The organism is Acidovorax soli, from assembly GCF_014207955.1.
In the GTDB taxonomy this organism is placed as follows: Bacteria; Pseudomonadota; Gammaproteobacteria; order Burkholderiales; family Burkholderiaceae_C; genus Acidovorax; species Acidovorax soli_A.
This window is the reverse complement of record NZ_JACHLK010000006.1, coordinates 25124-50040: the sequence shown is the minus strand read 5'-3', so window position 1 is coordinate 50040 and position 24917 is coordinate 25124. Positions and strand designations below refer to the sequence as shown.

The following is a 24917-nucleotide window of genomic DNA, read 5'->3' as shown; positions in this document are numbered from 1 at the left end:
ACACCATGAACCACCGATTGCACCCCATTGCCGCCTGCCTTGCCTTTCCCTTGATGGGAATGGGTGGCATCGCGCTTGCCTCCACGCCCGGGCAACCCTTGGGTGCCGTCGTGGGTGAGGCCACTTTCGTCATCGGGGCGGCCTCCATTCTCCAGGAAGACGGCAGCAGCCGCGCCCTGGACCGTGGCGCAGCCGTGCGCGTGGGCGACCGCATCGAGACCAAGGCCGGCGGCCACGTGCACCTGCGCTTTGTAGATGGCGGGCGCCTGAGCGTGCGGCCGGCCAGCCGCCTGCACATTGAGAGCTACAGCCATTCTGCGCAGCAGCCCCAGCTGGGTGCCATCAAGTTCCGCCTCGATGAAGGCGTGGTGCGCTCCATCACCGGCAGCTGGGGCGAGGCCGCGCGCGAGCGTTTCCGCCTGAACACGCCCGTGGCTGCCATTGGCGTCAAGGGCACGGACTTTGTGGTGCGCTCCGACATGGAGCGCACGGCTGCATCGGTCTACACCGGCGCCATCACGCTCACCCCGCTGGCCAACAACGGCTGCGGCGCGAGTGTCGGCCCCTGCATCAGCGGCCACGAAAAGCTGCTGTCGGACGACATGAAGGGCCAGATCCTCGAATACAGCCGCCGCGATGCCACGCCCCTGCTGGTGGCCACCGATACCGTGGCGCGCAGTGCCCGTGCGGTGGAAATCACGGCGGCGCGCACCGAAAAGGCACAGCCCCAGGCGCTGGATGACCTGCGCGCCGAGCCCACCCCCGTCAAGTCGCTGACCAGCGAGCAAAAGGCGGTGGAAGTGGCGGTCTACACCCCTCCGGTCGCGCCCGTGGCACCTCCGCCGGCGCCGGAACCCCCGGTGACGGTCGCGCCACCGCCTCCCCCTGCGCCAGCGCCCGCACCGGCCCCCACCCCTGCGCCACCACCTTCCGTGGTCGAGCCCTCGGTGCCTGTGCAGCCACCCCAGGTGACCCAGTTGGCATGGGCGCGCAACCCCTGGACCTCGCGCGCCGAGGGCGACAGCTTTGTGGTGGACTACGAAACCGCATTGAAGTCGGGCTGGAACCGGGTGATCGGCAACCCGTCCTATGCGCTCTTCCAGAATCCGGACGCGCAGGGCAAGCTGCCTCAGGAAGGCGTGGTCAATTTCCGCCTGGCCAATGCCAGCGCCCAGTTCTACAAGGATGCGCAAACCGCCATCGAGGCGGTGGCGGTGCAGAGCGGGGCCTTGCAAGTGGACTTCGGCCGCTCGCTGTTCCAGACCTCGCTGTACATGGCCAGCAAGAGCGTGGGGTCGCAAAACATCCAGGCCTCGGGCAATGTCAGCGCGGCAGGGCAGTTCGTTCCCACCGCATCCAATGCCAACCTCACGGGCTACTTGAATGCCAACGGTACCGAGGCTGCCTATGCCTTCGAGAAACCCCTTTCCCAGGGCTCGCTCAGCGGCGTAACCCTCTGGGGGCGCTGATTGACGCTACGCCAGCCGCCAGCGGACAGACGTCCGGTAGGACGACACCGGGCGCTGCTGGCAGGGTTGGCAGCCGCTGCCGTTGTCAGCCTGCTGCTGTCACTGCTCTTTGGCCCTGCACTGCAGGCGGTTGAAGAGCGGGTGGGTGACTGGGTCTGGCGCCTGGGTTCCCAGAAGACCGAAGAGCGCCGTGTCCTGGTCGTCGACATCGATGAGAAATCGCTCGCCGAAGTCGGCCCCTGGCCCTGGCCACGCAGCACGCAGGCACGCCTGATCGAGCAGATCGCCCAATTGGGCGCACGCGAACAGATCCTGGACGTGGTCTTCACCGACCCGCGGGATGACGACGCCTCGCTGCTTGCCGCCGTGGCCGAACACCGCCCGGTCCTTGCCCAGGTCTTCGCGCTCGGCGCATCCGGTCCTGGCACGGGGCTGCCGCAGCTCAGCGAGCAGGCCGCCCCGCGCGTGGGCCAACCCGCAGGGGCGCTCGACTGGGCCAGCTGCCCGGCACCTTTTTCTGAAGCACTGGGCCATCTGTCCAATTTCCCTGCGCTGGCGGCGCTCGGCGACATGCCCCAGGGGCGCACCGGTCACATCAGCCCCCGCATCGCCGATGACGGTGTGGTACGCCTCCAACCCGCCATCATCTGCTGGCAAGGCAAGTCCTATCCCTCGCTGGCCATCGCCTCGCTGCTGCGCGCCACCTCCGAAACCAGCCTGCTGCTGCAGCGTGGCGGCTGGTGGGATGCGCCCTGGACCCTGGGCAGCGCAGGCCAGGCCTTGCCAGCCCTGCCCCTGGACGAGCGTGGCAACATGCGCGTGGCCTGGCGCCTGCACCCTGACAGCTTCGTGAGCATTCCTGCCGCCGATGTGCTGGCCGGCCGTGTGCCGACAGACATCATGGCCGGCGCCTGGGTGCTGGTAGGCGCCAGCGCCTTCGGCATGAACGACACCATCGCCACACCCTACAGCGGCGCCAGTGCCGGCCTGGTGGCGCATGCCCAGATCCTGAGCGCCCTGGTGGACGGGCACACCCCCTACACCCCGCGCGCCGCCTTGCCCCTGCAGGCCGCCGCGGCGGCACTGGGTGCGCTGCTGTTGTGGCTGCTGGTGCGGCTGGCAGGGCCGGGTGGCGGGGCTGCGCGCGATGCCCAGGCATCCACGCCCTCGCCCATGCTGCGCATGCCGGTGTATCTGCTGCCCTTGGCGGCTGTGGCCTATGCGCTGGCGCTGCTGGCTACGCATGCGCTGGCCCTGTGGCTGGCCGACCTGTGGGTGGGCTGGTTGCTGCCTGCACTGTTCGTGCTGCTGGCCGGGGTGTTTGCCGGCACCATCGAGCATGCCCGCAGCCGCAGCGAGCGCGACCGCCTCTACCAGCACCTGGCCAGCTACCTGCCAGCCCCCGTGGCGGCGGCGCTGGCGCTGCAACCGCCATCGAGCGCCATCCGCGCCAGCACGCGGCAGGTCAGCGTGCTGCTGGCCGACATCCGCAATTTCTCAGCGTACTGTGAGGCCCGCCCGCCCGAAGAGGCTGCGGCCGTGCTGCACGCCTTCTTTTCTGCGGCCAGCCGTATCGTGCAGGCACATGGCGGTGTCATCGAGTCCTTCCAGGGCGATGCGGTCGTTGCCGTGTGGAACGGCGCTGACGATGTCCCTGTACCATCGGCTGCCGAGGACCAGCACGCCCAGGTCCATTCGCGGCAGGCCGTTGCCGCCGCACTCGACCTGCTGACGGAGTCCTTCAAACTGTTGCCCGACCCCGCACCTGCCGGCCTGGAGCCCCTGAGTCTGGGGCTGGGTCTGGAGACCGGCCCCGCCATGGTGGGGTCCTTTGGTCTGGCCAGCCGCCGCACCCACACGGTCATGGGCCGCACCATCACCATTGCCAGCCGCCTGGTCGACCTGACGGTGGACCTGGCCCACCCCATCCTGGTGGGCGAGGGCATGGCGGCGCAGCTGGGTGGGCAGTTTTCGGTGGGCGTGCGTGCCGATGGCGGTGCCCCGCCGGAGACGCAACACCTGCAGTCCATGGGCACCTTCCTGCTCGAAGGTCTGCGCGTACCCCACCATATATATGCTGTGCCCCTGGACACCCTGGTGGCCGAGCACCCGCCTGCACCCGGAGACAGCCAGGCGGCCCAACCCACAGTCCATGGCACAGCGTAGGCGGCACTACCATTTTTCTGCCGAATCCTGCGCAGCATCCACCCCCCCGGGTTCCATGCCCCGCGCGGTGTGGCTGCTTGCCATGGCCCTGTGCACGGCTTCGGCTGCGCAGGCCCAGACCCCGGTGCCCCCGGTACCAGGCAAGGGCGGTGCCCTGCCGCCCCTCTCGGCCCCTGCGCAGGAGATGGCGCCCACTTTCAATGTTCCCCAGGTGCCGCAGGCCGGTGCGCAACCCAGTGCCGCGCAGGCCGCGGTGGCTGCCGTGTGCATCCCGGTGCCCGATGGCACGCCGGCCGACCGCCTGATCCCCTATGTGATCACCTGCCAGCGTGTGCCCGAATGGCTTGCGCAGCTGGGGGCGCTGCTCAACAAGGAAGGCCGCTACGACGAGGCCGCCGAGCACCTGGAGCGCTCGCTCATGCTCGCGCCCGACCAGATCCAGGCGGGGCTCGACTACGCGGTGGCACTGGCCGGGGTGGGCGATCTGCTCAGTGCCACCCAGTTGCTGGGCCAGTGGCTGGCCCGCCCCGACCTGCCCGACACCTTGCGTGCCAGTCTGGCCCAGGCCCAGCAGCGTTATGCGGCTGCGGGCCGTGCCAACACCGGCTGGCAGTGGCGCCGCCATGCCGGTCTGCGGCTGGGGCGCGACAGCAACCTCGTCGGCGCGCCCAGCATCACCAGCCTCACGCTGACGCTGCCTACCGGCAACATCACCCTGCCGGTGGAAGAGAGCAGCCTTCCCCGCCCCGGCGCCTACACCCGTGCCGACCTGCGCATGGACCTGGCGCGCCAATGGGCCGATGGCCAGCGCGTGGAAGTGGCTGCGGCGGTGCTCTCCCGGTCCAGCCCCAGGGCAACGCAGACCGAAACCACCCAGGGTGAATTGGCGGGCGAATACTCCCGCCTGGCGGGAGAGCTCGGCTCCGCGGGCAATACCACCTTGTTGCAGCACTACACCGGCGCTGCCATTGCCAGCCTGCACACACGTGGCGGCACCCGTTACACCAGCTTGCATCTGGGCACCGGCCTGCAATTGCAAGACAAATACATGCCCACCAACGGCCCCGGCCTGCCTGGTGCACAGGGTTTGTCGTCTATCTGCAACACGCGGGTGGGGGTGGAAGCACAGCTGCGCAATCTCTATAGCAACCCCGTGCTCTCGGGCCGCTACACCGGCCTGGCCTGGCTGTGGAGCTGCAATGCCCAGCCCCAGCAGGTGCTGGCCGATGGCGCCGGCCTGGCCGTCAGCCAGTGGCAGATCGGCCTGCGGGCCGGCGTGGACATGCCCACCGACGCCACCCGCCCCGGTGGCCGCCAGCAGCAGTACAGCCTGCGGGCCGCCGCGCACCTGGGGCCCCGCTGGTACCTGGACGCCGAACTGGGCCACAACCGCGACACCACGTCCTACAGCGCCATCCTCGACAACGGGCGCGTGCGCAACACCACCCGCCTGTCCATGCGCGCCGAGTACCAGCACCCCCTGCCCAGCCTGGCGCCGGGCGCCGTGGCGGTGCTGGGTTTCGAAGGCTTCAAGCAGGGCTCCAACCTGCCCCTCTTCGCGATCCGCAGCAGCGGGCCCTACCTGGCCATCCGGGGGCAGTGGTAGCCCTGCGATGTTGGCTGGCTGCAACGCGGAAGGGTGCAGCAGGGCACCATCGGCAAGCGCACGGTACTTGTGATCCGCGTCACGCCACCCCCGGTGGGTTGCTTGCTACACTTGTTCCTAAGTTGGCTAGGCATTGCTCCTGATCGCTGGCACTTTTTTAAAAGTGCGTGTGATAATGCCAGAGCAAACTTGTAAAGATGGGGTCGATCTGGCACGCACGGCAGGAAAGCGTGGTGCATGACAGGCAGGCCTGCTTTAGCAACTTGTTTTCATTTCTTAACCGTAATAGGAAGATTCAAATGCCTGCACAAATTTTCGGCACCGACGCAGTCGTCACAATCCTGAACCGCGCGTTCACCGACACTTCGCCAGCCAACGCCACCTTCAAGAACCAAGTGGCAACTGCCGGCACCACCCGCGCTAGCCAAGAAGCCTTTGCCATTCAATTTGGCACCGGCTATGCCAACCAGACCAGCGCACAACTGTCGAACCTGCTGCTGAAGAACCTGGGCGTGCTGCCCAACGCAGGCCTCGAAGCAGCTCTGACCGACTACATCACGGCAGCTGGCAAGAGCAACGTCGGCCTGATCGCTCTGCAACTGGGCGAAATCCTGTCGAACCTGGAAGGCGACACCAATGGTTTCGCCGCCGCTGCAGTGGCATGGAACGCGGAAGTCACCGCTGCTTACAACTACTCGTCGAACCCCGCCAACACGACTCCTTCGGGCAGCAACTCTGGCACCAACCTGGTTCTGACTGCTGGTGTGGACCTGGTCAACGGCACGTCCGCTGACGACACCATCATCGCTGACAACACCGGCGCTACGAAGCAACTGACGGCTGCTGACCAGATCAACGGCGGTCTCGGCAACGACACCCTGAAGATCTTCCTGGCTGCTGCTGACACCGCTACCGGCCAGCCTTCCACGCTGACCAGCATCGAAGAGGTGTACATCACCGGTGGTGCCATCACCGCTTACACCGCTGCCACCGGCACGACCAAGCTGACCATCGACGCTCCCGTGGTCAACACCGCTGCCACCTACACGGTGAACGGCCAGGCTGTTTCGCTGAACAACCACGCCGTGACGGCCAACACCACGACCACGATCGCTGCTGCAGCCACTGCAACGGCTACGTCGCAAGCCGTGGCCCTGAACGGTGTGACCAGCACTGGCGCCAACGTGCATACGCTGGACATCTCCGGCACCAAGGTTGCCACGCTGGACCTGTCGACCAACACCGCTGCCAGCAAGATCGCCCTGACGAACACCGGCGCTGCCGTCACCACCTTGAACGTGACCGGCGACAAGGCCCTGACCGTGACGGCTTCTGTTCCTGCCATCGTCACCGTGAACGCAGCTGGCAACTCCGGCGGCGTGAGCTACGCTGCTGGCACGCCTGGCGCTGCCTTCAAGTTCACCGGCGGCGCTGGCAACGACACCGTTTCGTTCGCTGACAACGGCCTGGCTCTGCTGACCTCCGGCGCGCAGCTGGTGGGCGGTGAAGGCACGAACGACAAGATCGGCATTTTTGACACCGCTCTGACGGCTACGGAAACCGCTCGCATCAACCAAGCCACCGGCTTCGAAACCCTGGGCTTGAACGCCAACCTGACCCTGGATGCCAGCACGCTGACCAGCATCAAGCAGTTCTCGCTTGACACCGCAGCCCTGACCGCCACGATCAGCAGCCTGGCCACCGGCAGCTCGACCGCCATCAACGCCAACACCGCGGCGCTGACGCTGGGCTCGGCTGTGGGCGTGACCGACACGGCCATCACCATCGGCGGCAGCGCTGGTGGCGTGACCGCAACGGCCCTGACCACGACCGGTATCACCAACGTGACGCTGACCTCCAACGGCACCGCCGCCAACGTCATCACCACGCTGACCAACAGCGACAACAGCGTGTTCACGCTGAAGGGTGCTGCTGACCTGACTCTGGCTCTGGCTGCTGGTACGGCTGTGGGCAGCAAGATCGACGGTTCCGCTGCCACCGGCAAGCTGACCCTGACCGGTAGCAACCTGGTTTCGTCTGGCGACGTGATCATCGGTGGCGCTGGTGCCGACACCATCACTGGCGGCCAAGGTGCTGACACCCTGACCGGCGGCGCTGGCGCTGACGTCTTCGCCTTCTCGGGTGCTGCTGCTGCCAACACCAGCGGTGCGGCCTTCGGCCAAGCCGACGTGATCACCGACTTCGTCGTGGGTACCGACAAGCTGCAGTTCACGGGCGTGGCCGACGTCGTGTCCGGCCAGCAAGGTGCTGTGCAAGCTGCTGTGACGGCTCTGGCTGCTGGCTCCAGCGCCACGGCCATCGCTACCGCCATGGCAACCGCCAGCCAGACCGCCAACGGTGTGTCGTTCGCTGTGTTCGAAGGCAACACCTACGTGCTGTTCGAAGCCAGCGGCGCAGCTGGTGACGTCGGCGTCGCTGCCAACGACGTGTTCATCAAGCTGACCGGCGTGACCACGCTGCCTACGTTCGCTAACTCCGTGATCGCCTAATTCGCCTTGCGCGACAAACCCATGCCCTCTGGGCGTGGGTTGGGGTGAGAACCAGAAAACCCGGCTCTTCGGAGCCGGGTTTTTTATTGGGTGCGCCGAAAATGGAGCGGCGCCATGGATGCCCGCGCTTCCGGCGGCTTGGAACGCGAGACCATGTGGCGACTTTCGGCAAGTCGCAACCGCAAAGGCCTATGAAGCCAACTCAGGCAGAATGCAGCATCTCAACAGGGAGTCGCACTGCATGTCTGAATGGACGGATGGCTACGTCGCCGATATCGGGTATACCTTCGGGTACTACACAGAGCTCAATCCCTTGCGGGTGCGCCTGGCGTTTCTGCACAGCGGCCTGGCCGTGCCAGAGATACGCACCGCTTGTGAACTGGGCTTTGGCCAGGGCGTGAGTGTCAACATGCATGCGGCAGCCAGCACGGCGCAATGGCATGGCAATGACTTCAACCCCTCCCAGGCCGCTTTTGCGCAAGAGCTGGCCTCGGTGGCCGGTACCAATGCCCAGCTGACGGACGCGTCTTTTGCCGAGCTCGTCGCGCGCGACGACCTGCCCAAGTTCGACTACATCGGCCTGCACGGCATCTGGAGCTGGATCAACGACGAAAACCGCGCCACCATTGTCGAATTCATTCGCAGGCAGTTGAATGTGGGCGGGGTGGTCTATATCAGCTACAACACCCTGCCGGGCTGGGCACCGTTTGCGCCGGTGCGCCATCTGCTGAACCTGCACGCCGAGACCATGGGCTCGGCAGGGCAGGGCAGCGTGGGCCGCATCGACAGCGCCTTCGCGTTTGCCGACAAGTTGCTGGCCGCCAACCCCTTGTATGCGCGGGCCAATCCGAATATCGTGGAGCGGTTCAAGGGGGTGAAGGGCCACACCAAGAACTATGTGGCCCACGAGTATTTCAACCGCGACTGGCAGCCCATGCATTTCTCCACCCTGGCGGAAAAGCTGGAGTCGGTGAAACTGCAGTTTGCCTGCTCGGCCCATTACCTGGACCATGTGGAGCCCATTCACTTCACGCCCGAGCAGTCGCAGTTGCTGGCCGAGATCAAGGATGTGACGCTCAAGGAAACCGCGCGCGATTTTCTGGGCAGCCAGTATTTTCGGCGCGATTATTGGGCCAAGGGCGTGCGCCGGCTCGACCCGCTGGAGCGCTGGGAGGCCCTGCGCGCGCAGAAGGTGGTGCTGATCAAATACCGGCCCGAAGTGGCTTTGAAGGTAAGTGGCGCCCTGGGCGAGGTGGCCCTGAACGAGGCCGTCTACAACCCGCTGCTGGACCTGCTGGCCGACCACAAGCCGCGCAGCCTGGGCCAGATCGAGCAGGCCATGAAGGAATTCAACATCGGCATGGCCCAGGTGCTGCAGGCCGTGATGCTGCTGGCCGGCGCCGGGCACCTGCAGTCGATCCAGGAGGCCGATGCCATCGCCAAGGTTCGAAAGAACACCGACAAATTCAACCTGGAGCTGATGAAACGCGCCCGCGGCAATGGCGATGTGCAGCACCTGGTGAGCCCGTTGACCGGTGGTGGCGTGCCGGTGCAGCGCTTTTACCAGCTGTTCCTGATGGCCATCGGCCAAGGCAAAAGGCAACCGGCCGAGTGGGCCCAGTTTGTCTGGCAGGTGCTGGCCAGCCAGGGGCAGTCCATCGTCAAGGAAGGCAAGACCCTGGCCACGCCCGAAGAGAACCAGCAAGAGTTGCTGGTGCAGGCCACGGACTTCGAGAAAAAGCACCTGCCCATACTCAAGGCCCTGATGATCGCTGCCTGAAGCAATCCCCCTGAGTTGCTTCGAGCCCTCTCTCGACTTGTTGCGTGAGTCGGGGGGGACGCCTCCAGTACAGGTGCTGGAGGCGCCGCCTTCGCGGCGGGGCGGCCTTTGCGCGGGGGGGGGCGCAGGCCTGGGCCGCGCCAGTTTCATGCGCTGCGGGTGGTGCTCAGCGCAAGGAATAAGGGGTACCGGACAGTGTGGTGCATCAGACCCGCGCGCTCTGCCGGGTGGGGCGGGGTCGGTCCGCATAAATGCGCTGGCTTCCGCTTTGCGCCCAAGCCATGGACATTGGCCTGACGGGCGATCTGTCCGGTCAATGGGCAGCAGCCCGGAAAAGGAAGCACACCATGGGGCGCCATCTCGCAAGCGCGGCAGACAATCCCAACCAGACCATCACGGTGGTCGCAGAAACAGCGCTGGCCACCGGCGACTATGCCCGGCTGGGCGCAGGCGGCTATGTGCGGCGCGCTGCCGATGGCGTACCCCTGGCGCTGCAGAACTCCGCTGTGGGGGTCACGGCCCTGGTGCCTGCCGCTGCTGCAGAGAGCAGCGGCGCCGGGGCCTGGGGCCGCACGGGATTGGGCAACCAGGGCTTTCGCTCCGTGCTGGCGCTGGACAGTGGCCATTTCGCGGTGGTCTTCAGCGGCAATGGCTCGGTGAACGATACCGGCGTCAACCTGCGCATTTACGGGCCCATGCGGGTGCCGGTATCGCCCCGTGTGGTGGTGGCCACGGCCGCTGGCGTAGGCTGCACACGCCTGGCACGCGCGGGCACATCGGGCATCGCCGTGGCGTGGACTGAGGGCTCGGTCCTCAAGCTGGCCATCCATGCGGCCGGAACGGGTGCCCTCGCCGCAGCGGAGACCACGGTGGCCACATTGGGCGCTGTCGATATCGCCAGCTGGAACATGGCCACGCTGGCAGGTGGTGAGGTGGTGCTGGCCTACCGCAAGAGCGGCAGCAATGACCTGGCGTTCAAACGCTTCGATGCCCTGGGGGCCGCACAGGGGGGCGAAGTGACCGTTGAGTCAGGCGCCTCGCCCACCTACCTGGGGGTGCTGCCACTGGCCGCCGGTGGATTTGTGCTGCACTACTACCGAGCGGCCACGACCGCCGCCTACAAGTTTGCGCGATTTGCCGCCAATGGAAGCCAGCAAGGGGGCTTGGCCACACTGGCGACGGGGCCCGCCTACCGCTCCGCAAGCCCCTGCGAGCGCAATGCGATCGAGCTGGGCAATGGCAATATCGCTTTTGTCGACCCTTCGAGCAGCACCGTCGCAGGGGTCCGTCTGTACGATGCGGGCGGTAATTTCCTTTCGGCAATCGTTGCCGCCCCGGATGGCGGCCCCAATTCCGTCTGCATCTGCCCCCGACAGTTTGGAGGCTTCTGGTTGGCGGCGGGTGCCCGGATGCAAGAGTACGACAATGCGGGCAACAATGTCAGGCAAGTGGTTGGTACCGGAAACACGCCGTCTATGCTGTTTGACCGGCCGGGCAATGGACCCTTGATCGCGTTGTACCTATCCACAGCAGAGGGTTTTTCTGTGCAGTTATATGGGTGGGCCATCGATTTGTCAGCTGTGGAGAGCGCACTTGCTTTGGGCTCTTCAAGCACCTATTCCCTGTCCTACGCGTGGACGGAGGCGCTGTCCAATGGCATGCTGGCCAGCATCGTCTGTCCGCAGTCCAGTTCCGCGCAACTGCATCTCTCCATTCCGCAAGCGGCTTCCATCCTGGGCATCGTGCAAGAGTCCGCTGCACCGGGCACTGCCGCCAGGGTGGCAACAGCCGGTAAATTCACAAGCACCCAGTCGTTCAATGGCCCTGCCTTCGACCGGCGCAGCGCCACCCCTCCGGGGACCCGGGGTGTCGCGGTAGGCCACATGGCCATCCTGGGCGGGCTGAGTGGGTAAGCCCGCTTCTCCAAGTCCCTGCCGCCAAGGCCGGGTGGGGGCCAGCGGGGGGGCCTGCTGCCCGCTTGCTGCAGCCCGCGCACCTGCGCCTGTAGCAAAGGGTTTCTTTGTGATGGCCGGCACACCCCCGAGGCAGACGGCGCTATAGGCTCTGGGCATAGCAAAAATACCCGGGAGGTTTCAGATGCCTGTGCAGGTTTTCGGTGCCGATGCCACCTTTGCCATCTTGAACCGCGTGTTCTATGAGCAGCAGCCGCTGTTTTACGAAACGTACATCCACACGGTAGCCAAGATCGGCGCGGAGGGTGCCCATGCGGTGGCGCGCGGGTTGGGTGAAGGCTATGCCCCCATGCACGAAGCGCGTTTGTCGGCCATGCTGTTGGAGAAGCTGGGCCTGCTGCCCCATCCTGCCTTGCAGGGGGAACTGGCGAACTACCTGGCCGCCGTGGGCAAGGCCAACGTGGGCATTGTTGCGCTCCAATTAGGTCAGATCCTGTCCGGCCTGGAAGGCGCCACGGGCGAGCTGGCCATCTACTCGGCCGCCGCCGCGCGGTGGAACGATGAACTCGCGGCGTCGCATGCCCTCTCCAGCAATCCTTCCAACAAGGGGTATGCGACGGTAGAGCCCTTCAACAACGGCCAGGGCGCCACGCTGGAACTGACCAGCGGGCCTGACATGCTGAGGGGTACCTTGTATGGAGACGTTTTCCTGGCGCAAAGCCCCGGCCTGCTCGGTTCTGCCGATGTGATCGAGGGCGGTGGCCGTGGCATGGCGGGCAATGTGCTCCTGGCCACGTTGGCGGGCGGCGACCAGGTGGTGCCCACCTTGAGCAACATCGAGTCCGTGTACATCACCGCGGGCGCGGGGACGCATTTCGGTGCAGAGAAGTCGACGGGCATCAAGCAGTTGATGCTCGATGCGGCCACGGGCGGCAGCGCCCTCTTCACCGGGGTGGGCCGGGACGCAAAGGTGGGCATCCAGAACTCCCTGGGCGGGACGGCGCTGACGGTGCATTTCAAAGCCCCTTGGGACAAGCTGGCCCCGGTGGCCCTCGCGCTGGCCGATGCGACCGGGGCGGACGAGATCATCGTGCCCGATGTGGTCAACCTGCGCATTGCGAGCATGGCGGGCAGTGTGGTTGCCACCACGGTCAACAGCGCCAGGATCACCGTGGCCGCGGCCGAAGAAATCGTGCTCACTGGCAACCAGGCCCTCACCACCACGGTCACCGGCGCCCATGTGGAGGTGATCAATGCCGGCTCCATGCAGGCAGCCCTGGACCTGGCTTTCGCGACCACGGGCGCCACGCCGATCGGCATCATCGGTGGCCAGGTGGCCGACCGGATCACGGTGAACGACGCCTCGGGCGGGCGTGCGGCCATCGATGCGGGCGAGGGGGCGGACCTGGTCACCATCGGCGCGCGCAACGCCCACAGCATCACCTTGGGCAAGGGGGCCGACGTACTCGCCATCACGGGTCTGGCCAGCCCTGGGTCGTGGGCACTGGGCCTCGACAGCGCAGCCACGCTGGGCAGGTCCGTAGTCGAGGTGACCGATTTCGTGAGCGGTGTCGACCAGATCCGTCTGAGCGCCACCACGGCAACGGCCAAGGCCACGCCCGGCAGCGCGCAATTGGCCGCCATTTCGGCATCCTCGTCGCTGCTGGAGGCCGCCGCCCTGGCCGCGGGAACGGCCGGTGCCCACAAGGCCATTGCCTTCCGGTACGGTGCCGACACCTACATCCTGGTGAACGACGCCACCGCCGCGCTGGGCGCCCGTGACAGCCTGGTCAAGCTGACCGGTGTGCCTGCCGTGGCCGATGCGGACTGGACCATGGCCTAGTGTGCAGGGCGTGACCATGCCCGCGGGCGCTTGCAAGGCAACACTGGCGCACACATTGAATGTGCAGATGCACAAGAATGCTTTATCAAGCCGCCGGCCTTCGCTATGCTCTGCGGGTTCTACCCATCTTGGAGCTGTTTGATGCCCGCGACCCCTGTCATGTCTGCCGAACTCGAAGTCACCATTCTGAACCGTGCGTTCAATGACCAATCCCCTTCGAGCACGACGTTCTACCAGCAGAAAATGGCCGCCGGCAATACCCCCCAGAGCTGGCTGGACTATGCCTTCCAGTTTGGCTCCCACTACCAGCATCTGTCGTCGGGGGCCATGGCGTTGAATATCGCGAACAACATGGGCCTGGGGTCCAACCTGGGCGTGCAGGGCGCGCTGCTCTCGTACCTGGACGCCGTGGGCAAGGAGAATGTGGGCATCGTGGCCGTGCAGCTGGGCCACATCTTGCTCAGTCTTGAAAACGCCACCGGCGACATGGTGGACTTCAGGGCCCCCGCCGCCGCCTGGGCCAAGGAGGTTGCCGAGTCGTACATGTATTCCACCAACTCGGCCAATGGCAGCCCTTCGCCCAAGGGGGCATCGGCAGGTGCCGCGGGCTGGAGTTCCGCCGTGGAGCACCAGCCGGCCGACGCTGCAGCTGCAGCCGTGCAACTGGTCGGTGTGGACGCCGCGGCTTTGCTGGCCTGAGGCGCAGGCCGGTTGTTGTTGCAGCCGGGCCGTTGGTGGCCCGGCCCGCCCCGTCAAGCGGTGGCGGTTTGCAGGCCCAGCAGCTCCCGCGCTTCTTGCGGCGATGCCACGCTGCGCCCCGCGTCGCGCGCATACTGGGCCAGCTGGGCAATCAAGGGCCCGTTGGACGTGGCCTTGCTGCCATCGGGCAGGTAGAACGTGTCTTCCAGCCCCGTGCGCAAGTGGCCGCCCAGTTCGGCCACGCGCTGGTGCACGGGCCAGATCTCCTGGCGGCCGATCACGGTGGCCTGCCAGGGAGCATCCTTGATCTTGAGCTTGAGCAGTATGGGCAACAGGTCCGGGTCGGCCGGCATGCCCGATTCGACCCCCATCACAAAGTTGTACTCGGGCAGGCGCTCGGTGTACATGCCGGTCTGCACATACATCTCCACACAGCGCACGATGCCCACGTCGAAGCATTCGAACTCGGGCAGCGTGCCGGTCTCCAGCATCACGTCGATGAAGTCCTTGACCTTGGCGGGCTGGTTGTCGAACAGCATGGGCGGCCAGGCCCAGGTGCCGTTGCTGCGCACCTTGAGGTAGTTGAGCGAGCCGGCGTTGCAGGCCGCCATCTCGGGCCGGGTGGCGCGCAGGCAGTCGAGCGGCCCCTGGTAGTGCGGGCCCACCACGCCCGTGGTCTGGTTGATGACCAGGCCTGGGCATTCCTCGCGCATGGCCTGCACGCAGTCGCGCGCCACCTGCGGGTCCCACGAGGGCAGGTGGCCCTTGCCCGCCTCCTGCTGGCGAAAGTGCACGTGCACCACGGCGGCACCGGCATCCACCGCACGGCGCGCTTCGCGCGCCAGTTGCTCGGGCGTCACGGGCACATGGTGCTGCGTGGGGTCGGTCAGCACGCCGGTGATGGCGCAGGTGATGATGGCTTTGTCGGAGTGGGGTGTCGTCGTCATGGCGTTGTGTCTTTCAGATGCCCAATTGCCGAGCCGCCAGGTCCTTCATGATCTCTTCGGCGCCGCCGCCGATCATCATGACCTTGACCTCGCGGTAGATGCGCTCGCTCACGGTGCCGCGCATGTAGCCCATGCCGCCCAGGATCTGCACGGCCTGGTCGGCGCAGAACTGCATGGTCTGGGTGGCGTGGTTCTTGAGCAGGCAGACCTGGGCCACCCACTCGGGGCTGGTGCCACCCGCATCGGCCTGCGCCGCCACCGATTCGAGCCAGGCGGCGGTGGAATGCATGCGCATCTGCATGTCCATGAGCTTGTGGCGAATGACCTGGTGGCCTACCAGCGGCGCGCCAAAGGTCTTGCGCTGGCGCGCCCAGGCCAGGGCCTCGTCGTAGCAGGCTTGCGCAAAACCCAGGGCCGATGCCGCCAGGCCAAAGCGCTCGGCGTTGAAGTTGCCCATGATGATGCGAAAGCCGTCGCCCTCGGCCCCCAGCAGGTAGCGCGCGGGCACGCGCACATTGTCAAAGCGCAGGTGCGCGGTGTCGGAACACAGCCAGCCCATCTTGGCGAGTTGGCTGCGCGACAGGCCGGCGCTGTGGCCCGGCACCAGCAGCATCGATATGCCGCCGCTGCCCCGGCTACCGGGCTCGCCCGTGCGCACGGCCACGGTGATCCAGTCGGCGCGCATGCCCGAGGTGATGAACACCTTCTCGCCGTTGAGCACGTATTCGTCGCCCTCGCGCCGCGCGGTGGTAGCCAGCTGCGCCACGTCCGACCCCCCGCCGGGCTCGGTGATGGCCAGGGCCGCAATGCGCTCGCCCGCCAACACAGGCGGTATCACCTCGTCGCGCACGGCATCGCTGCCATGTGCCAGCACCGGCGGCAGGCCGATGTTGTGCGACAGCAGGCTGGCCAGCACGCCGCCGCTGGTGCCATGGCGGCACAGGGCCTGCCACAGCGGCAGGCGCAGTGCGTAGCTGGCGGGGGTGCCGCCGTACTGCTCGGGGTAGCCCAGACCCAGCAGGCCCAGCTCGCCGGCGCGGCGGTACAGTGCGCGCGGGAACTCGCCTGCAGCGTCCCAGGCATCCACATGCGGGGCGATCTCGGTGCGGGCGAAGCGCGTGACGGTATCGGTCAGCGCCGCCCGGTCGGCGCGCAGGTCATCATCCATGGGTGCGGGCATGGCCTCAGGCCTCCTGTGCAGTGAAGCGCGCCAGCACCTGGCCTGGGGCCACCTGCTGGCCTGGCGCCACCAGCAGCTCGGTCACCGTTACCGCACCTGGGCAGGCCAGGCTGTGTTCCAGCTTCATGGATTCGAGCACCACCACCGTGTCGCCGGCCTGCAGGGCCACGCCTGCCGTCACGGGCACGGCCACCACGCGGCCGTTGAAGGGGGCCCGCAGTTCATTGGCGCCACTGGCCGCGCCTGCGCGTGCGGCGGGTTCCCATGAGGCGTCCTCCACCCACCCATCCACACCGCCGGCCTGCCAGTGCCAGCGGTGCGGGGCCACGGTGGCCGTGCGCACCGTGTGCGCGACACCATCCACCGCGCATTGCACGCGGCCATCCGGCAGGAGGGTCAGCGCCATGGCCATGGTGGGTTGCGCTTCGGCCATGGGGGCCACCTGCAAGCGCCCGGGGGCTGTTTCGTGCACCGCGATGGGCAGCACCTCTCCCTGGTGGCGCAGCCGCATGGGGCGCGCGAAGCGGCAGGGCAGCGTGGTGGCGCGGGGCGGGAACAGGGCCGCCATGGCGCTGGGCAGCACTGCCGTTTCTTCGTGCGCGCGCAGCGTGGCGCGCAGGGCGTCGCCTTGGTGCGCGAGAAAGGGCACGCACGCCTGCCCGGCGCGGAACAGCGGGTGGTCGATGCAGGCCGCCAGCAAGGCGCGGTTGCTGGGCAGCCCGAGCAAGGTGGTGCCATGCAGGGCGCGCACCAGCGCATCGATGGCCTCGCCGCGCGTGGCGGCATGCACGATGAGCTTGCCCAGCATGGCGTCGTAGTGGGGTGTGACCTCGGTGCCTGCTTCCAGCGCGTGGTCAAAGCGCAGGCCGCTCGGCGGCGCGGTCTCGAATGCGCTCGCCGGGGGCGCCTCGAAGTGCAGCACCCGTCCCGTGTGCGGCGTGAAGTGCGCGTCTTCCGCACACAGCCGCACCTCGATGGCGTGGCCGTCGAGGGCCACTTGCTCTTGTTTCAGGGGCAGGGGCGCGCCGCGCGCCACACGGATCTGCCACTCCACCAGGTCCAGGCCCGTGAGTGCCTCGGTCACGGGGTGCTCCACCTGCAGGCGGGTGTTCATCTCCATGAGGAAGAAGGCACCCGGCTGGTCGTCGTCGAGCAGAAACTCCACGGTGCCCGCACCCACATACCCTGCCGCCTGGGCCAGTGCGACGGCGCAGGCGCCCATGCGTGCGCGCAGCGCGGCGTCCACGGCGGGGCTGGGGGATTCCTCGATGAGCTTCTGGTGCCGTCGCTGCACCGAGCAGTCGCGTTCGCCCAGGTGGATGCAATGGCCGTGCGCATCGGCAAACACCTGCACCTCCACATGGCGCGGGGTCAGCAGTGCGCGCTCGACCAGCAGGTCGCCACAGCCAAAGCCTGCCAGCGCTTCGGATCGGGCGCTGGCCAGTGCCGCAGGCAATTGCGCCGGCTCCAGCACCAGACGCATGCCGCGCCCGCCGCCGCCCGCCACGGCCTTCACCATCAGCGGGTAGCCAATGTGCTGCGCCTCGGTGGCGAAGCGTTCATTGCTCTGGTCGCTGCCCGCATAGCCCGGAAGGCAGGGCACGCCCTGCGCCTGTGCCAGCGCCTTGGCGCCGGCCTTGCTGCCCAGCGCGCGGATGGCGGAGGGCGGTGGGCCGATCCAGGTGAAGCCGGCATCCACCACGGCCTGGGCAAAGTCAGCGTTCTCACTCAGGAAGCCATAGCCCGGGTGTACCGCATCGGCACCCGTGGCGCGCGCTGCAGCCAGCAGCTTGTCGATGCGCAGGTAGCTGTCGGCGCTGCTGCTGCCACCCAGGGCCGCAGCCTGCGTGGCCTCGCGCACGTGCAGGGCATGGGCATCGGGGTCGGAGTAGACCGCCACGGTGGCAATGCCCATGCGGCGCGCGGTGTGGGCGATCCGTCGTGCGATCTCGCCACGGTTGGCGATCAGGATTTTTTTCATGCCGCAGCGCTCCACGGTGGTGGCTTGCGGGCCGTGAAGGCGGCCAGGCCCTGCGGCGCCTCTGGACCGCGCAGAGCGTGGGCAAACAGGTGGGCGGCATCGTCCAGCAAGGCGGGCAGCGGCAGGCTGCCTTGCACCTGTGCGAGCAGGTGCTTGGTGGCGGCGATGGCCTGGGGGGCCGTGCTGGCCAGGCGCTGCACGGCGGCTTGCACCGCCTCGTCCATCGCACCGCTGACCACCTCATCGACCAGCCCGGCCTGTTGCGCTGCGGCTGCCCCGCTGCGCGTGCCCGACAGCAGCCAGCGCCGTGCCGCTGCCGGCCCCAACCGGCGCACCACGAAGGGCGCAATCTGCGCGGGCACCAGACCCAGGGTGACCTCGGGCGCACCGAACTGGGCATTCGCATCCGCCAGCACCAGGTCGCCGCAGCAGGCCAGGCCCAGGCCGCCGCCCATGGCGGCGCCTTCCACCGCGATCACCAGCCATTGGGGCAGGCCGCACAGCGCCTGCAGCAGCGTGCCGAAGCGGCGGTTCAGCGGCACCAGCGGGTCGGGCATGCCCGCATCGAGCGGCTGGCCGATGGTCTTGGCAAAGCCGCCCAGGCTGCCGCCGGCGCAAAAGTGCCCGCCCGCGCCGCGCAGCACCACGCCGCGCAGTGCGCCATCGTTGCGGGCGCGGGTGCAGGCCGCCAGCAGGGCGTCCACCATGGCATCGGTCAGCGCGTTGCGGCTGGCCGGGTCGTTGAGGGTCCAGGTCTCGACGGCAAGGCCGGCACCCAGCGGCGCTCGGGTGATCAACAGGGTATCGGGCATGCGGGTTCCGGCTCAGTGGGCGGCAGGCCGCTTGGCAATGCCCATGGTCTTGGACAGGATGCCCAGCATCACTTCATCGGCTCCGCCGCCGATGGAGGCCAGGCGCCCGTCGCGGAACATGCGCGAGACCTTGTTCTCCAGCGTGAAGCCCATGCCGCCCCAGAACTGCAGGCAGGTGTCGGGCACTTCGCGGTTCAGGCGCCCGGCCTTGAGCTTGGCCATGGAGGCCAGCTCCAGTACATCCTGGCCGCGCACGTAGAGTTCGCAGGCGCGGTAGGTCAGGGCGCGCAAGGCCTCGACCTCGGTCTTGAGTTCGGCCAGCTTGAACTGCACCCACTGCTGGTCGGCCAGCGCACCGCCAAAGAGCTTGCGCTCCTGCGCCCACTCGATGGTCCAGGCGATGCAGTTGCTCAGCGACTCCAGCGTGCTCGATGCGCACCACAGCCGCTCCTCCTGGAACTGCTGCATCTGGTAGATGAAGCCCTGGCCCTCGGCCCCAATGCGGTAGCGCTGCGGCACGCGCACCTCGTCGAAGTAGAGCAGGCCGGTGTCGCTGCTGTGCATGCCGATCTTGCGGATCTTCTGCGCCACCTCCACGCCCTTGGTGAGCTGGCCGCCGGGGCCGTCGCGCAGGGGCACCATCACCAGGCTCTTGTTGCGGTGCACGGGGCCCTCGCCGGTGTTGACCAGCATGCACATCCAGTCGGCCTGCAGGCTGTTGGTGATCCACATCTTCTGGCCGCTGATCACATAGTCGTCGCCATCCTTGCGTGCCGTGGTCTTGATGCCCGAGACGTCGCTGCCGGCCGCCGGCTCGCTCACGCCGATGCAACCCACCGTGTCGCCTGCAATCGCTGGGGCCAGGAAGTCGCGCTTGAGCTCGTCGCTGCCATGGCGCGCCAGGGCCGGTGTGCACATGTCCGTCTGCACGCCGATGGCCATGGGCACGCCGCCGCAGTGCACGTGGCCCAGGGTCTCTGCCATGGCCACGGAGTAGGAGTAGTCCAGGCCCGAGCCGCCGTATTCCTCGGGCTTGCACAGGCCCAACAGGCCGAGCTTGCCCATCTTCTTGAAGACCTCGTGCGCCGGGAAGATCTCGGCTGCCTCCCATTCGTCCACATGGGGGTTGATCTCTTCGTCGATGAAGCGCTTGAGGGTCTTCTGGATCTCGCGGTGCTCGTGCGTGAAATGCATGGTGTGTCTCCGTTGATTTTTGTGTGGACCAGTGCAAGAGAAAACGAAGAGGGGGCCTACATGCGCGCCACCCCGAACTGCATGGGGTGCACCTGGCGTGCCGCGCCATCGGCACAGATGGCCAGGCACAGGGCCAGCACGGCACGCGTGTCGCGCGGGTCGATCACGCCATCGTCCAGCAGCAACCCGCTGGTGTAGAAGGCGTCGGCCTGGGCTTCGAACATGGCAACGATCTTGTCGAACTGGGCCTGCGACTCGGCCGGGTCGGGCGTGATGCCTTTGCGCGCCAGGGCGGCCTCGGTCACGATCTGCATGGTGCGCGCGGCCTGCTCGCCGCCCATCACGGCGGTCTTGGCACCGGGCCAGCTGAACAGGAAGCGCGGCGCATAGCCGCGCCCGCACATGCCGTAGTTGCCTGCGCCGAAGCTCGCGCCGCACTGGATGGTGATCTGCGGCACCGTGGCGTTGGCCACCGCCTGGATCATCTTGCTGCCGTGCTTGATCATGCCGCCTTGCTCGCTGTCCTTGCCCACCATGTAGCCCGTGGTGTTCTGCAGGTAGACGATGGGGTGGCCGAGCTGGCACATCCACTGGATGAAGTGCGCCGCCTTGTTGGCACCCGCTACATCAATGGGGCCGTTGTTGGTGATGAAACCCACGGGGCGGCCGTCGATGCGCGCCTGGGCGCACACAGTGGCCATGCCATAGCGGGCCTTGAACTCCAGCAGTTCGGAGCCATCGGCGATGCGCGCGATCACCTCGCGCATGTCCACGGGCTGGCGCAGGTCGTCGGGCATCAGCGCCAGCAGTTCGTCTGCGTCCAGGGTGGGCGCGGCGGCAGGGGGGGCCGAGGCTGGGTGGGCCCATCCCGAAGCCGCCACAATGGCGCGCGCCATGCCGATGGCCTCGCGGTCGTCCTGTGCCAGGTACTCTCCGAGGCCCGAGATGCTGGTGTGCATCTCGGCGCCGCCCAGTTCCTCTTCGGTCGCAATCTCGCCCGTGGCGGCCTTGAGCAGCGGTGGCCCGGCCAGGAAGGCGCGCGAGCGCCCCTGCACCATGACCACCACGTCCGACAGGCCGGGCATGTAGGCGCCACCCGCGGTGCCCGAGCCGTGCTGCACCGTGATCACCGGGATTCCGGCCGCCGACAGGCGCGCCAGGTTGCGGAACAGGCTGCCGCCGTGCACGAAGCCCTCTACCCGGTAGCGCATGAGGTTGGCGCCCGCGCTCTCCACCAGGTGCACGAAGGGCAGGCGGTTGTGCAGCGCGATCTCCTGCACGCGCAGGATCTTCTCCAGCCCCATGGGCTGGATGGCCCCGGCCTCGATGCCCGAGTCACTGGCCACCACCATGCAGCGCACGCCCGAGACCATGCCGATGCCGGCCACGATGCCGCCGCCGGGCACGGACTTCGCCGGGTCCTTGCTGTCCTGCAGGTAGCCCGCCAGCGTGGCCAGCGGCAGCCAGGGCGTGCCGGCATCGAGCAGCAGCGCCACACGCTGGCGCGGCAGCAACTGGCCGCGCTTGTCGAACTGTGGCTGGGAGCGGGCCGAGGCCTGTGCTGCGCGGTCCTCCAGGGCACGCAGGGCCTCCAGGCGCGCCAGCTGCGCGGTGCGGCGGCGCAAGGCATCCGGTGATCCGCCGTGGAAGCGGGAGGTGAATGCCGTCATTCGCCCTCCCTTCGTTGCTGGGGTTGATCGGCAAACACGCGTGGCACCTGGGCGCGGTGAAAGCCCCCGAACGGCCGCACGGCAGGCCGCTGCTGCGTTGCGGCGTCGGGCACCTGCATGGGCCAGCCCAGGCGGGCCTGGGGGCGTGCACCATCGACGCGCACGGTGGTGCCGCTGATGAAGCTGGCCGCGGGGCTCAGCAAAAAGACGATGGCGGCCGAGACCTCGGCCTCGGTGCCGAAGCGGCCTTGCGGCACGGTGTGGCGCATGGCGCGCAGCATGTCGGCCGCGGCGGGTGGGTAGTTGTCCATGCCGCTCGATGCGATGTAGCCGGGCGCCACGGCATTCACGCGCACGCCGCTGCCGGCCCATTCAAGCGCTGCGGTCTCGGTGAAGCTGACCATGCCGGCGCGCGCCGCGCCGCTGTGGCCCATGCCCGGCATGGAGCCCCACATGTCGGCCACGATGTTGACGATGCTGCCGCCCTGGGCCTGCATCCACTCCCGATGGCACTCACGCGCCATCAGGAAGCCACCGGTCAGGTTGGTGTTGAGCACCGCCTCCCAGCCCTTGGCGGAGATGGTTGCCAGCGGCGCCATGAACTGGCCGCCCGCGTTGTTCACCAAGGCGTCGATGCGGCCGTGCTCGGCCAGCGCCTGCTGCACGACGATGGCCACGGCCTCTTCGGAGCGGATGTCGCAGGCATGCCAGGAGGCTCGCCCGCCGTCAGCGCTGATTTCGGCCTGCACGGCCTGCAGCTTGTCGGCCTTGCGCCCGACCAGCACCACCTGCGCGCCCAGCCGGGCCAGTTCGTGCGCAGTGCAGCGGCCGATGCCCGAGCCGCCGCCGGTGACGATCACCACCTGCCCCGCGAACAGGCCTGGTGCAAACACGCTCTGGTACATGGCTCATGCCTCCCGTATGAACAGTGCGAGCGCCTCGGCGGTCAGCTCGTCCAGCGACTTGCCGCCCTTGGGGGCAAACCACTGCACGGCCCAGTTGAGGGCGCCGAAGAGGAACAGGCGCGCCACGCTGGGGGCGGCCTGCAGTGCGCCCTGCCTTGACAGGGCTTCCAGGGTGGGCATCCAGGCGGCCTCGTAGGCATCCTTGACGCGGCCGATGCCTTTGCGCTGTGCAGGCGTCAGTGAACGCCATTCGTAGAGCATCACTGGGATGAAGCCGCTGCGCGGGCCCAGCAGGATCTCGAAATGGTGGCGGATCAGCACCCGCAGTTGTTCGCGCGGCGTGGCCGTGGGGGGCAGGGCGGCCAGCGCCTGCTGCTGGCTTTGCAGGGCCATGACCATGCCTTCGTTCATCACGGCATGGAGCAGGGCCCCTTTGCTTTCGAAATGGTAGAAGGGCGAGCCGCTGTGCATGCCTGCCGCCGCAGCAATGTCGCGCGTGGTGGTGGCCGCGAAGCCTTTGGTCAGAAACAGCTTGGCCGCCCCATCCATGAGCTTGCGGCGGCGGTTGCCGTCATCGACTTCTTCGGCGGTCTTGCGCGGGCGGCCGCGTGGGCGCCGGGGTTCTTCGGCGGCAGCGGCCGGGGCTTTGCGGAGACGGGCCGCGGGCGCGGCTGGGGCTTCGGCGGACGTGGGAGTGGCGAGACGTTTGCGCCGGGTTGCGGGGGATTCCATGGGGTGCACGATAGCAAAGGGTTTTATTTTTAGCAAGCAGATGCTTTGTGAAAATAGTGCCCCCGGGCGAATGGACCGGAGCCGGCCCGCCCGGGTCGATTCGACCCAGGCGGGCCGGGAAAATTGTTCCCAATCGTTGATTCGTCCATCAAGTTGAAACAGGCGGGGAAGGGGAATGGGCAGTTTCCCGGCTTACTTGCTGCTTTGGCCGCCAACTGTTTTCAAATACATTCTTTGCGGGGGGAAATGGGGTTGGGGCCGGTGGTGCACATGCCCTACGCTTCGTGTTCTATTCAACGAGAGGCAGGTTTCATGAACACATTCGGTATCGCCCGCTGGGCGCGTGGCGCCATCGTCGCCGCATCCGCCACCCTGGTGCTGGGGGCGCAGGCACAGATCATCGACTTTTCCGGCACCCGCGGCGCGGGCGTCAACCAGACCGACGTGCTGCTGGAAAACCTGCGCCTGCTGGTGCCTGTGGCCAATCCGCAGCAGCCTGGCACCACGACCACGGTGGAGTCCAACTACAACATCCTGTTCCGCTTCGATCCGGCCACCTTGCACCTGGTGCCTGTGGGTCTGCAGCAGACCGGTGGGTCGGGTGCGGTGCAGTGCGCCACGGCCCAGGTGACGGTGTTCGATGCGCTGCGGGGCGCGAACCTGCCCCTGGCCAATGCGTCGGTCACGCTGGGCACGCGCTCGGCCACCACGAATGCGCAGGGCGTGGCCTCGTTCACGGGGCTGGCGCAAGGGTTCTTCACGGTGACCACGACGGCCCCCAATTACTCGCCCGCCAACCAGACCGTGCTGCTCAACTGTGCTGCGCCCAACCAGGTGGCGGTGGCCCTGTCGCCGGCCAGCGGCAGCGCGGGCGGTCTGGCTGCCGGCCAGTTCCGCACCATCCTGACCTGGGGGGAGAATCCGCGCGACCTGGATTCGCACCTGACAGGACCTGCGGCCAGCGGCAATGCGCGCTGGCATGTGTACTTCGCCTCCAAGAATGCGGGCGACATGTGTGCGCTGGATGTGGATGACATCTCCTCCTACGGCCCGGAGACGGTGACCTGCCCGCCCACGGCCAGCACGGCCAATGCGGGGGCTGGCACGCTGCGCCCGGGTGTCTACCGCTATTCGGTGCACCACTACGCGGGTTCCGGCACCCTGGGAACCTCGAATGCCAACGTGCGGCTGGAGCTTTCCAACGGCCAGGCCTACACGTTCACGCCGCCGGCCGCGCCCTACACCGGCGCCAACAACGTCTGGACGGTGTATGAGCTGACGGTGCTGGCCGATGGTGCTGTGAGCGTGGCGCCCGTCAATTCGGTGATGGCGAATGTTTCTTCGGGCAGCGTGGCCCGTGAACTGCCGATCGCCGAAGGCACAGGCCTGGGCCAGGCGGAAAGCCCTTCGACGTTCCGGAACCTGGCCAAGTAAGCCGGCAAAGCGGCTGCCGCGCGCAGGCGACATGGCGCACGGCATTGCGTCATCGAGGTATAGGGGGTGACTGTCT

The 24917-nt window shown here is 67.4% G+C and carries 17 protein-coding genes; 9 read left to right on the top strand and 8 right to left on the bottom strand.

The annotated features are described in order from the left end of the window. Positions 1-5 precede the first annotated feature (5 nt). From HNP48_RS15995 to HNP48_RS15960, 8 genes are all read left to right on the top strand, one after another. Positions 6-1469, top strand: a complete 1464-nt coding sequence (locus HNP48_RS15995; RefSeq protein WP_184858710.1) for a FecR domain-containing protein — start codon at positions 6-8, stop codon at positions 1467-1469. 66 nt (positions 1470-1535) lie between these two features. Then, the gene (locus HNP48_RS15990; protein ID WP_184858708.1) at positions 1536-3635 is read left to right on the top strand and encodes a CHASE2 domain-containing protein; all 2100 of its coding nucleotides are present in this window, start codon (positions 1536-1538) and stop codon (positions 3633-3635) included. A gap of 55 nt (positions 3636-3690) precedes the next feature. Then, on the top strand, positions 3691-5241 hold the full coding sequence (locus HNP48_RS15985) for a c-type cytochrome biogenesis protein (RefSeq protein WP_184858705.1): 1551 nt from the start codon (positions 3691-3693) through the stop codon (positions 5239-5241). Positions 5242-5540: 299 nt separating this feature from the next. Next, a complete protein-coding gene (locus HNP48_RS15980; protein WP_221480238.1) occupies positions 5541-7751 on the top strand; it encodes a hypothetical protein in 2211 nt (736 codons plus the stop codon). A gap of 241 nt (positions 7752-7992) precedes the next feature. After that, a complete protein-coding gene (locus HNP48_RS15975; protein ID WP_184858701.1) occupies positions 7993-9531 on the top strand; it encodes a class I SAM-dependent methyltransferase in 1539 nt (512 codons plus the stop codon). A 281-nt stretch (positions 9532-9812) separates the two neighbouring features. After that, positions 9813-11444 (top strand): hypothetical protein, encoded by a 1632-nt coding sequence (locus HNP48_RS15970; RefSeq protein WP_184858699.1) that lies wholly within the window; start codon positions 9813-9815, stop codon positions 11442-11444. Positions 11445-11628: 184 nt separating this feature from the next. Continuing rightward, positions 11629-13287: a bluetail domain-containing putative surface protein gene (locus HNP48_RS15965; protein ID WP_184858697.1), complete on the top strand. Its 1659-nt coding sequence runs from the start codon at positions 11629-11631 to the stop codon at positions 13285-13287. A 141-nt stretch (positions 13288-13428) separates the two neighbouring features. Continuing rightward, positions 13429-13986, top strand: a complete 558-nt coding sequence (locus HNP48_RS15960) for a hypothetical protein (RefSeq protein WP_184858695.1) — start codon at positions 13429-13431, stop codon at positions 13984-13986. 53 nt (positions 13987-14039) lie between these two features. Here HNP48_RS15960 and HNP48_RS15955 read toward each other — a convergent pair whose 3' ends face one another. Genes HNP48_RS15955 through HNP48_RS15920 form a run of 8 tightly spaced genes read right to left on the bottom strand, consistent with a single transcriptional unit; the run spans position 14040 to position 23407 of the window. Then, complete coding sequence (locus HNP48_RS15955; protein WP_184858693.1) at positions 14040-14933, bottom strand: 3-keto-5-aminohexanoate cleavage protein; 894 nt, start codon at positions 14931-14933, stop codon at positions 14040-14042. Between the two features lie 13 nt (positions 14934-14946). Next, a complete protein-coding gene (locus HNP48_RS15950; RefSeq protein ID WP_184859300.1) occupies positions 14947-16101 on the bottom strand; it encodes an acyl-CoA dehydrogenase family protein in 1155 nt (384 codons plus the stop codon). Between the two features lie 16 nt (positions 16102-16117). Beyond that, the gene (locus HNP48_RS15945; RefSeq protein ID WP_184858691.1) at positions 16118-18094 is read right to left on the bottom strand and encodes a biotin carboxylase N-terminal domain-containing protein; all 1977 of its coding nucleotides are present in this window, start codon (positions 18092-18094) and stop codon (positions 16118-16120) included. Beyond that, positions 18091-18906, bottom strand: a complete 816-nt coding sequence (locus HNP48_RS15940; RefSeq protein ID WP_184858689.1) for an enoyl-CoA hydratase/isomerase family protein — start codon at positions 18904-18906, stop codon at positions 18091-18093. Before HNP48_RS15940 ends, HNP48_RS15945 begins: the two co-directional genes overlap by 4 nt. 12 nt (positions 18907-18918) lie before the next feature. Next, complete coding sequence (locus HNP48_RS15935; protein ID WP_184858687.1) at positions 18919-20100, bottom strand: acyl-CoA dehydrogenase family protein; 1182 nt, start codon at positions 20098-20100, stop codon at positions 18919-18921. 56 nt (positions 20101-20156) lie between these two features. Then, positions 20157-21770, bottom strand: coding sequence for an acyl-CoA carboxylase subunit beta (locus tag HNP48_RS15930; protein ID WP_184858685.1), 1614 nt, complete (start codon positions 21768-21770; stop codon positions 20157-20159). Continuing rightward, positions 21767-22675: an SDR family oxidoreductase gene (locus tag HNP48_RS15925; RefSeq protein WP_184858683.1), complete on the bottom strand. Its 909-nt coding sequence runs from the start codon at positions 22673-22675 to the stop codon at positions 21767-21769. Before HNP48_RS15925 ends, HNP48_RS15930 begins: the two co-directional genes overlap by 4 nt. 3 nt (positions 22676-22678) lie before the next feature. After that, on the bottom strand, positions 22679-23407 hold the full coding sequence (locus tag HNP48_RS15920) for a TetR/AcrR family transcriptional regulator (protein WP_184858681.1): 729 nt from the start codon (positions 23405-23407) through the stop codon (positions 22679-22681). Positions 23408-23719: 312 nt separating this feature from the next. On the opposite strand from HNP48_RS15920, the gene HNP48_RS15915 reads away from it, so the two are divergent. Continuing rightward, complete coding sequence (locus HNP48_RS15915; RefSeq protein WP_184858679.1) at positions 23720-24841, top strand: carboxypeptidase regulatory-like domain-containing protein; 1122 nt, start codon at positions 23720-23722, stop codon at positions 24839-24841. Positions 24842-24917: the final 76 nt, after the last annotated feature.

Bases quoted from the DNA above. Each gene is read 5' to 3' on its own strand.
- HNP48_RS15965 (WP_184858697.1), top strand. From the start codon at position 11,629: ATGCCTGTGCAGGTTTTCGGTGCCGATGCCACCTTTGCCATCTTGAAC.
- HNP48_RS15970 (WP_184858699.1), top strand. From the start codon at position 9,813: ATGGACATTGGCCTGACGGGCGATCTGTCCGGTCAATGGGCAGCAGCC.
- HNP48_RS15995 (WP_184858710.1), top strand. From the start codon at position 6: ATGAACCACCGATTGCACCCCATTGCCGCCTGCCTTGCCTTTCCCTTG.
- HNP48_RS15985 (WP_184858705.1), top strand. From the start codon at position 3,691: ATGCCCCGCGCGGTGTGGCTGCTTGCCATGGCCCTGTGCACGGCTTCG.
- HNP48_RS15960 (WP_184858695.1), top strand. From the start codon at position 13,429: ATGCCCGCGACCCCTGTCATGTCTGCCGAACTCGAAGTCACCATTCTG.
- HNP48_RS15940 (WP_184858689.1), bottom strand. From the start codon at position 18,906: ATGCCCGATACCCTGTTGATCACCCGAGCGCCGCTGGGTGCCGGCCTT.
- HNP48_RS15950 (WP_184859300.1), bottom strand. From the start codon at position 16,101: ATGGATGATGACCTGCGCGCCGACCGGGCGGCGCTGACCGATACCGTC.
- HNP48_RS15975 (WP_184858701.1), top strand. From the start codon at position 7,993: ATGTCTGAATGGACGGATGGCTACGTCGCCGATATCGGGTATACCTTC.
- HNP48_RS15980 (WP_221480238.1), top strand. From the start codon at position 5,541: ATGCCTGCACAAATTTTCGGCACCGACGCAGTCGTCACAATCCTGAAC.
- HNP48_RS15930 (WP_184858685.1), bottom strand. From the start codon at position 21,770: ATGACGGCATTCACCTCCCGCTTCCACGGCGGATCACCGGATGCCTTG.
- HNP48_RS15925 (WP_184858683.1), bottom strand. From the start codon at position 22,675: ATGTACCAGAGCGTGTTTGCACCAGGCCTGTTCGCGGGGCAGGTGGTG.
- HNP48_RS15955 (WP_184858693.1), bottom strand. From the start codon at position 14,933: ATGACGACGACACCCCACTCCGACAAAGCCATCATCACCTGCGCCATC.
- HNP48_RS15935 (WP_184858687.1), bottom strand. From the start codon at position 20,100: ATGCATTTCACGCACGAGCACCGCGAGATCCAGAAGACCCTCAAGCGC.
- HNP48_RS15915 (WP_184858679.1), top strand. From the start codon at position 23,720: ATGAACACATTCGGTATCGCCCGCTGGGCGCGTGGCGCCATCGTCGCC.
- HNP48_RS15945 (WP_184858691.1), bottom strand. From the start codon at position 18,094: ATGAAAAAAATCCTGATCGCCAACCGTGGCGAGATCGCACGACGGATC.
- HNP48_RS15920 (WP_184858681.1), bottom strand. From the start codon at position 23,407: ATGGAATCCCCCGCAACCCGGCGCAAACGTCTCGCCACTCCCACGTCC.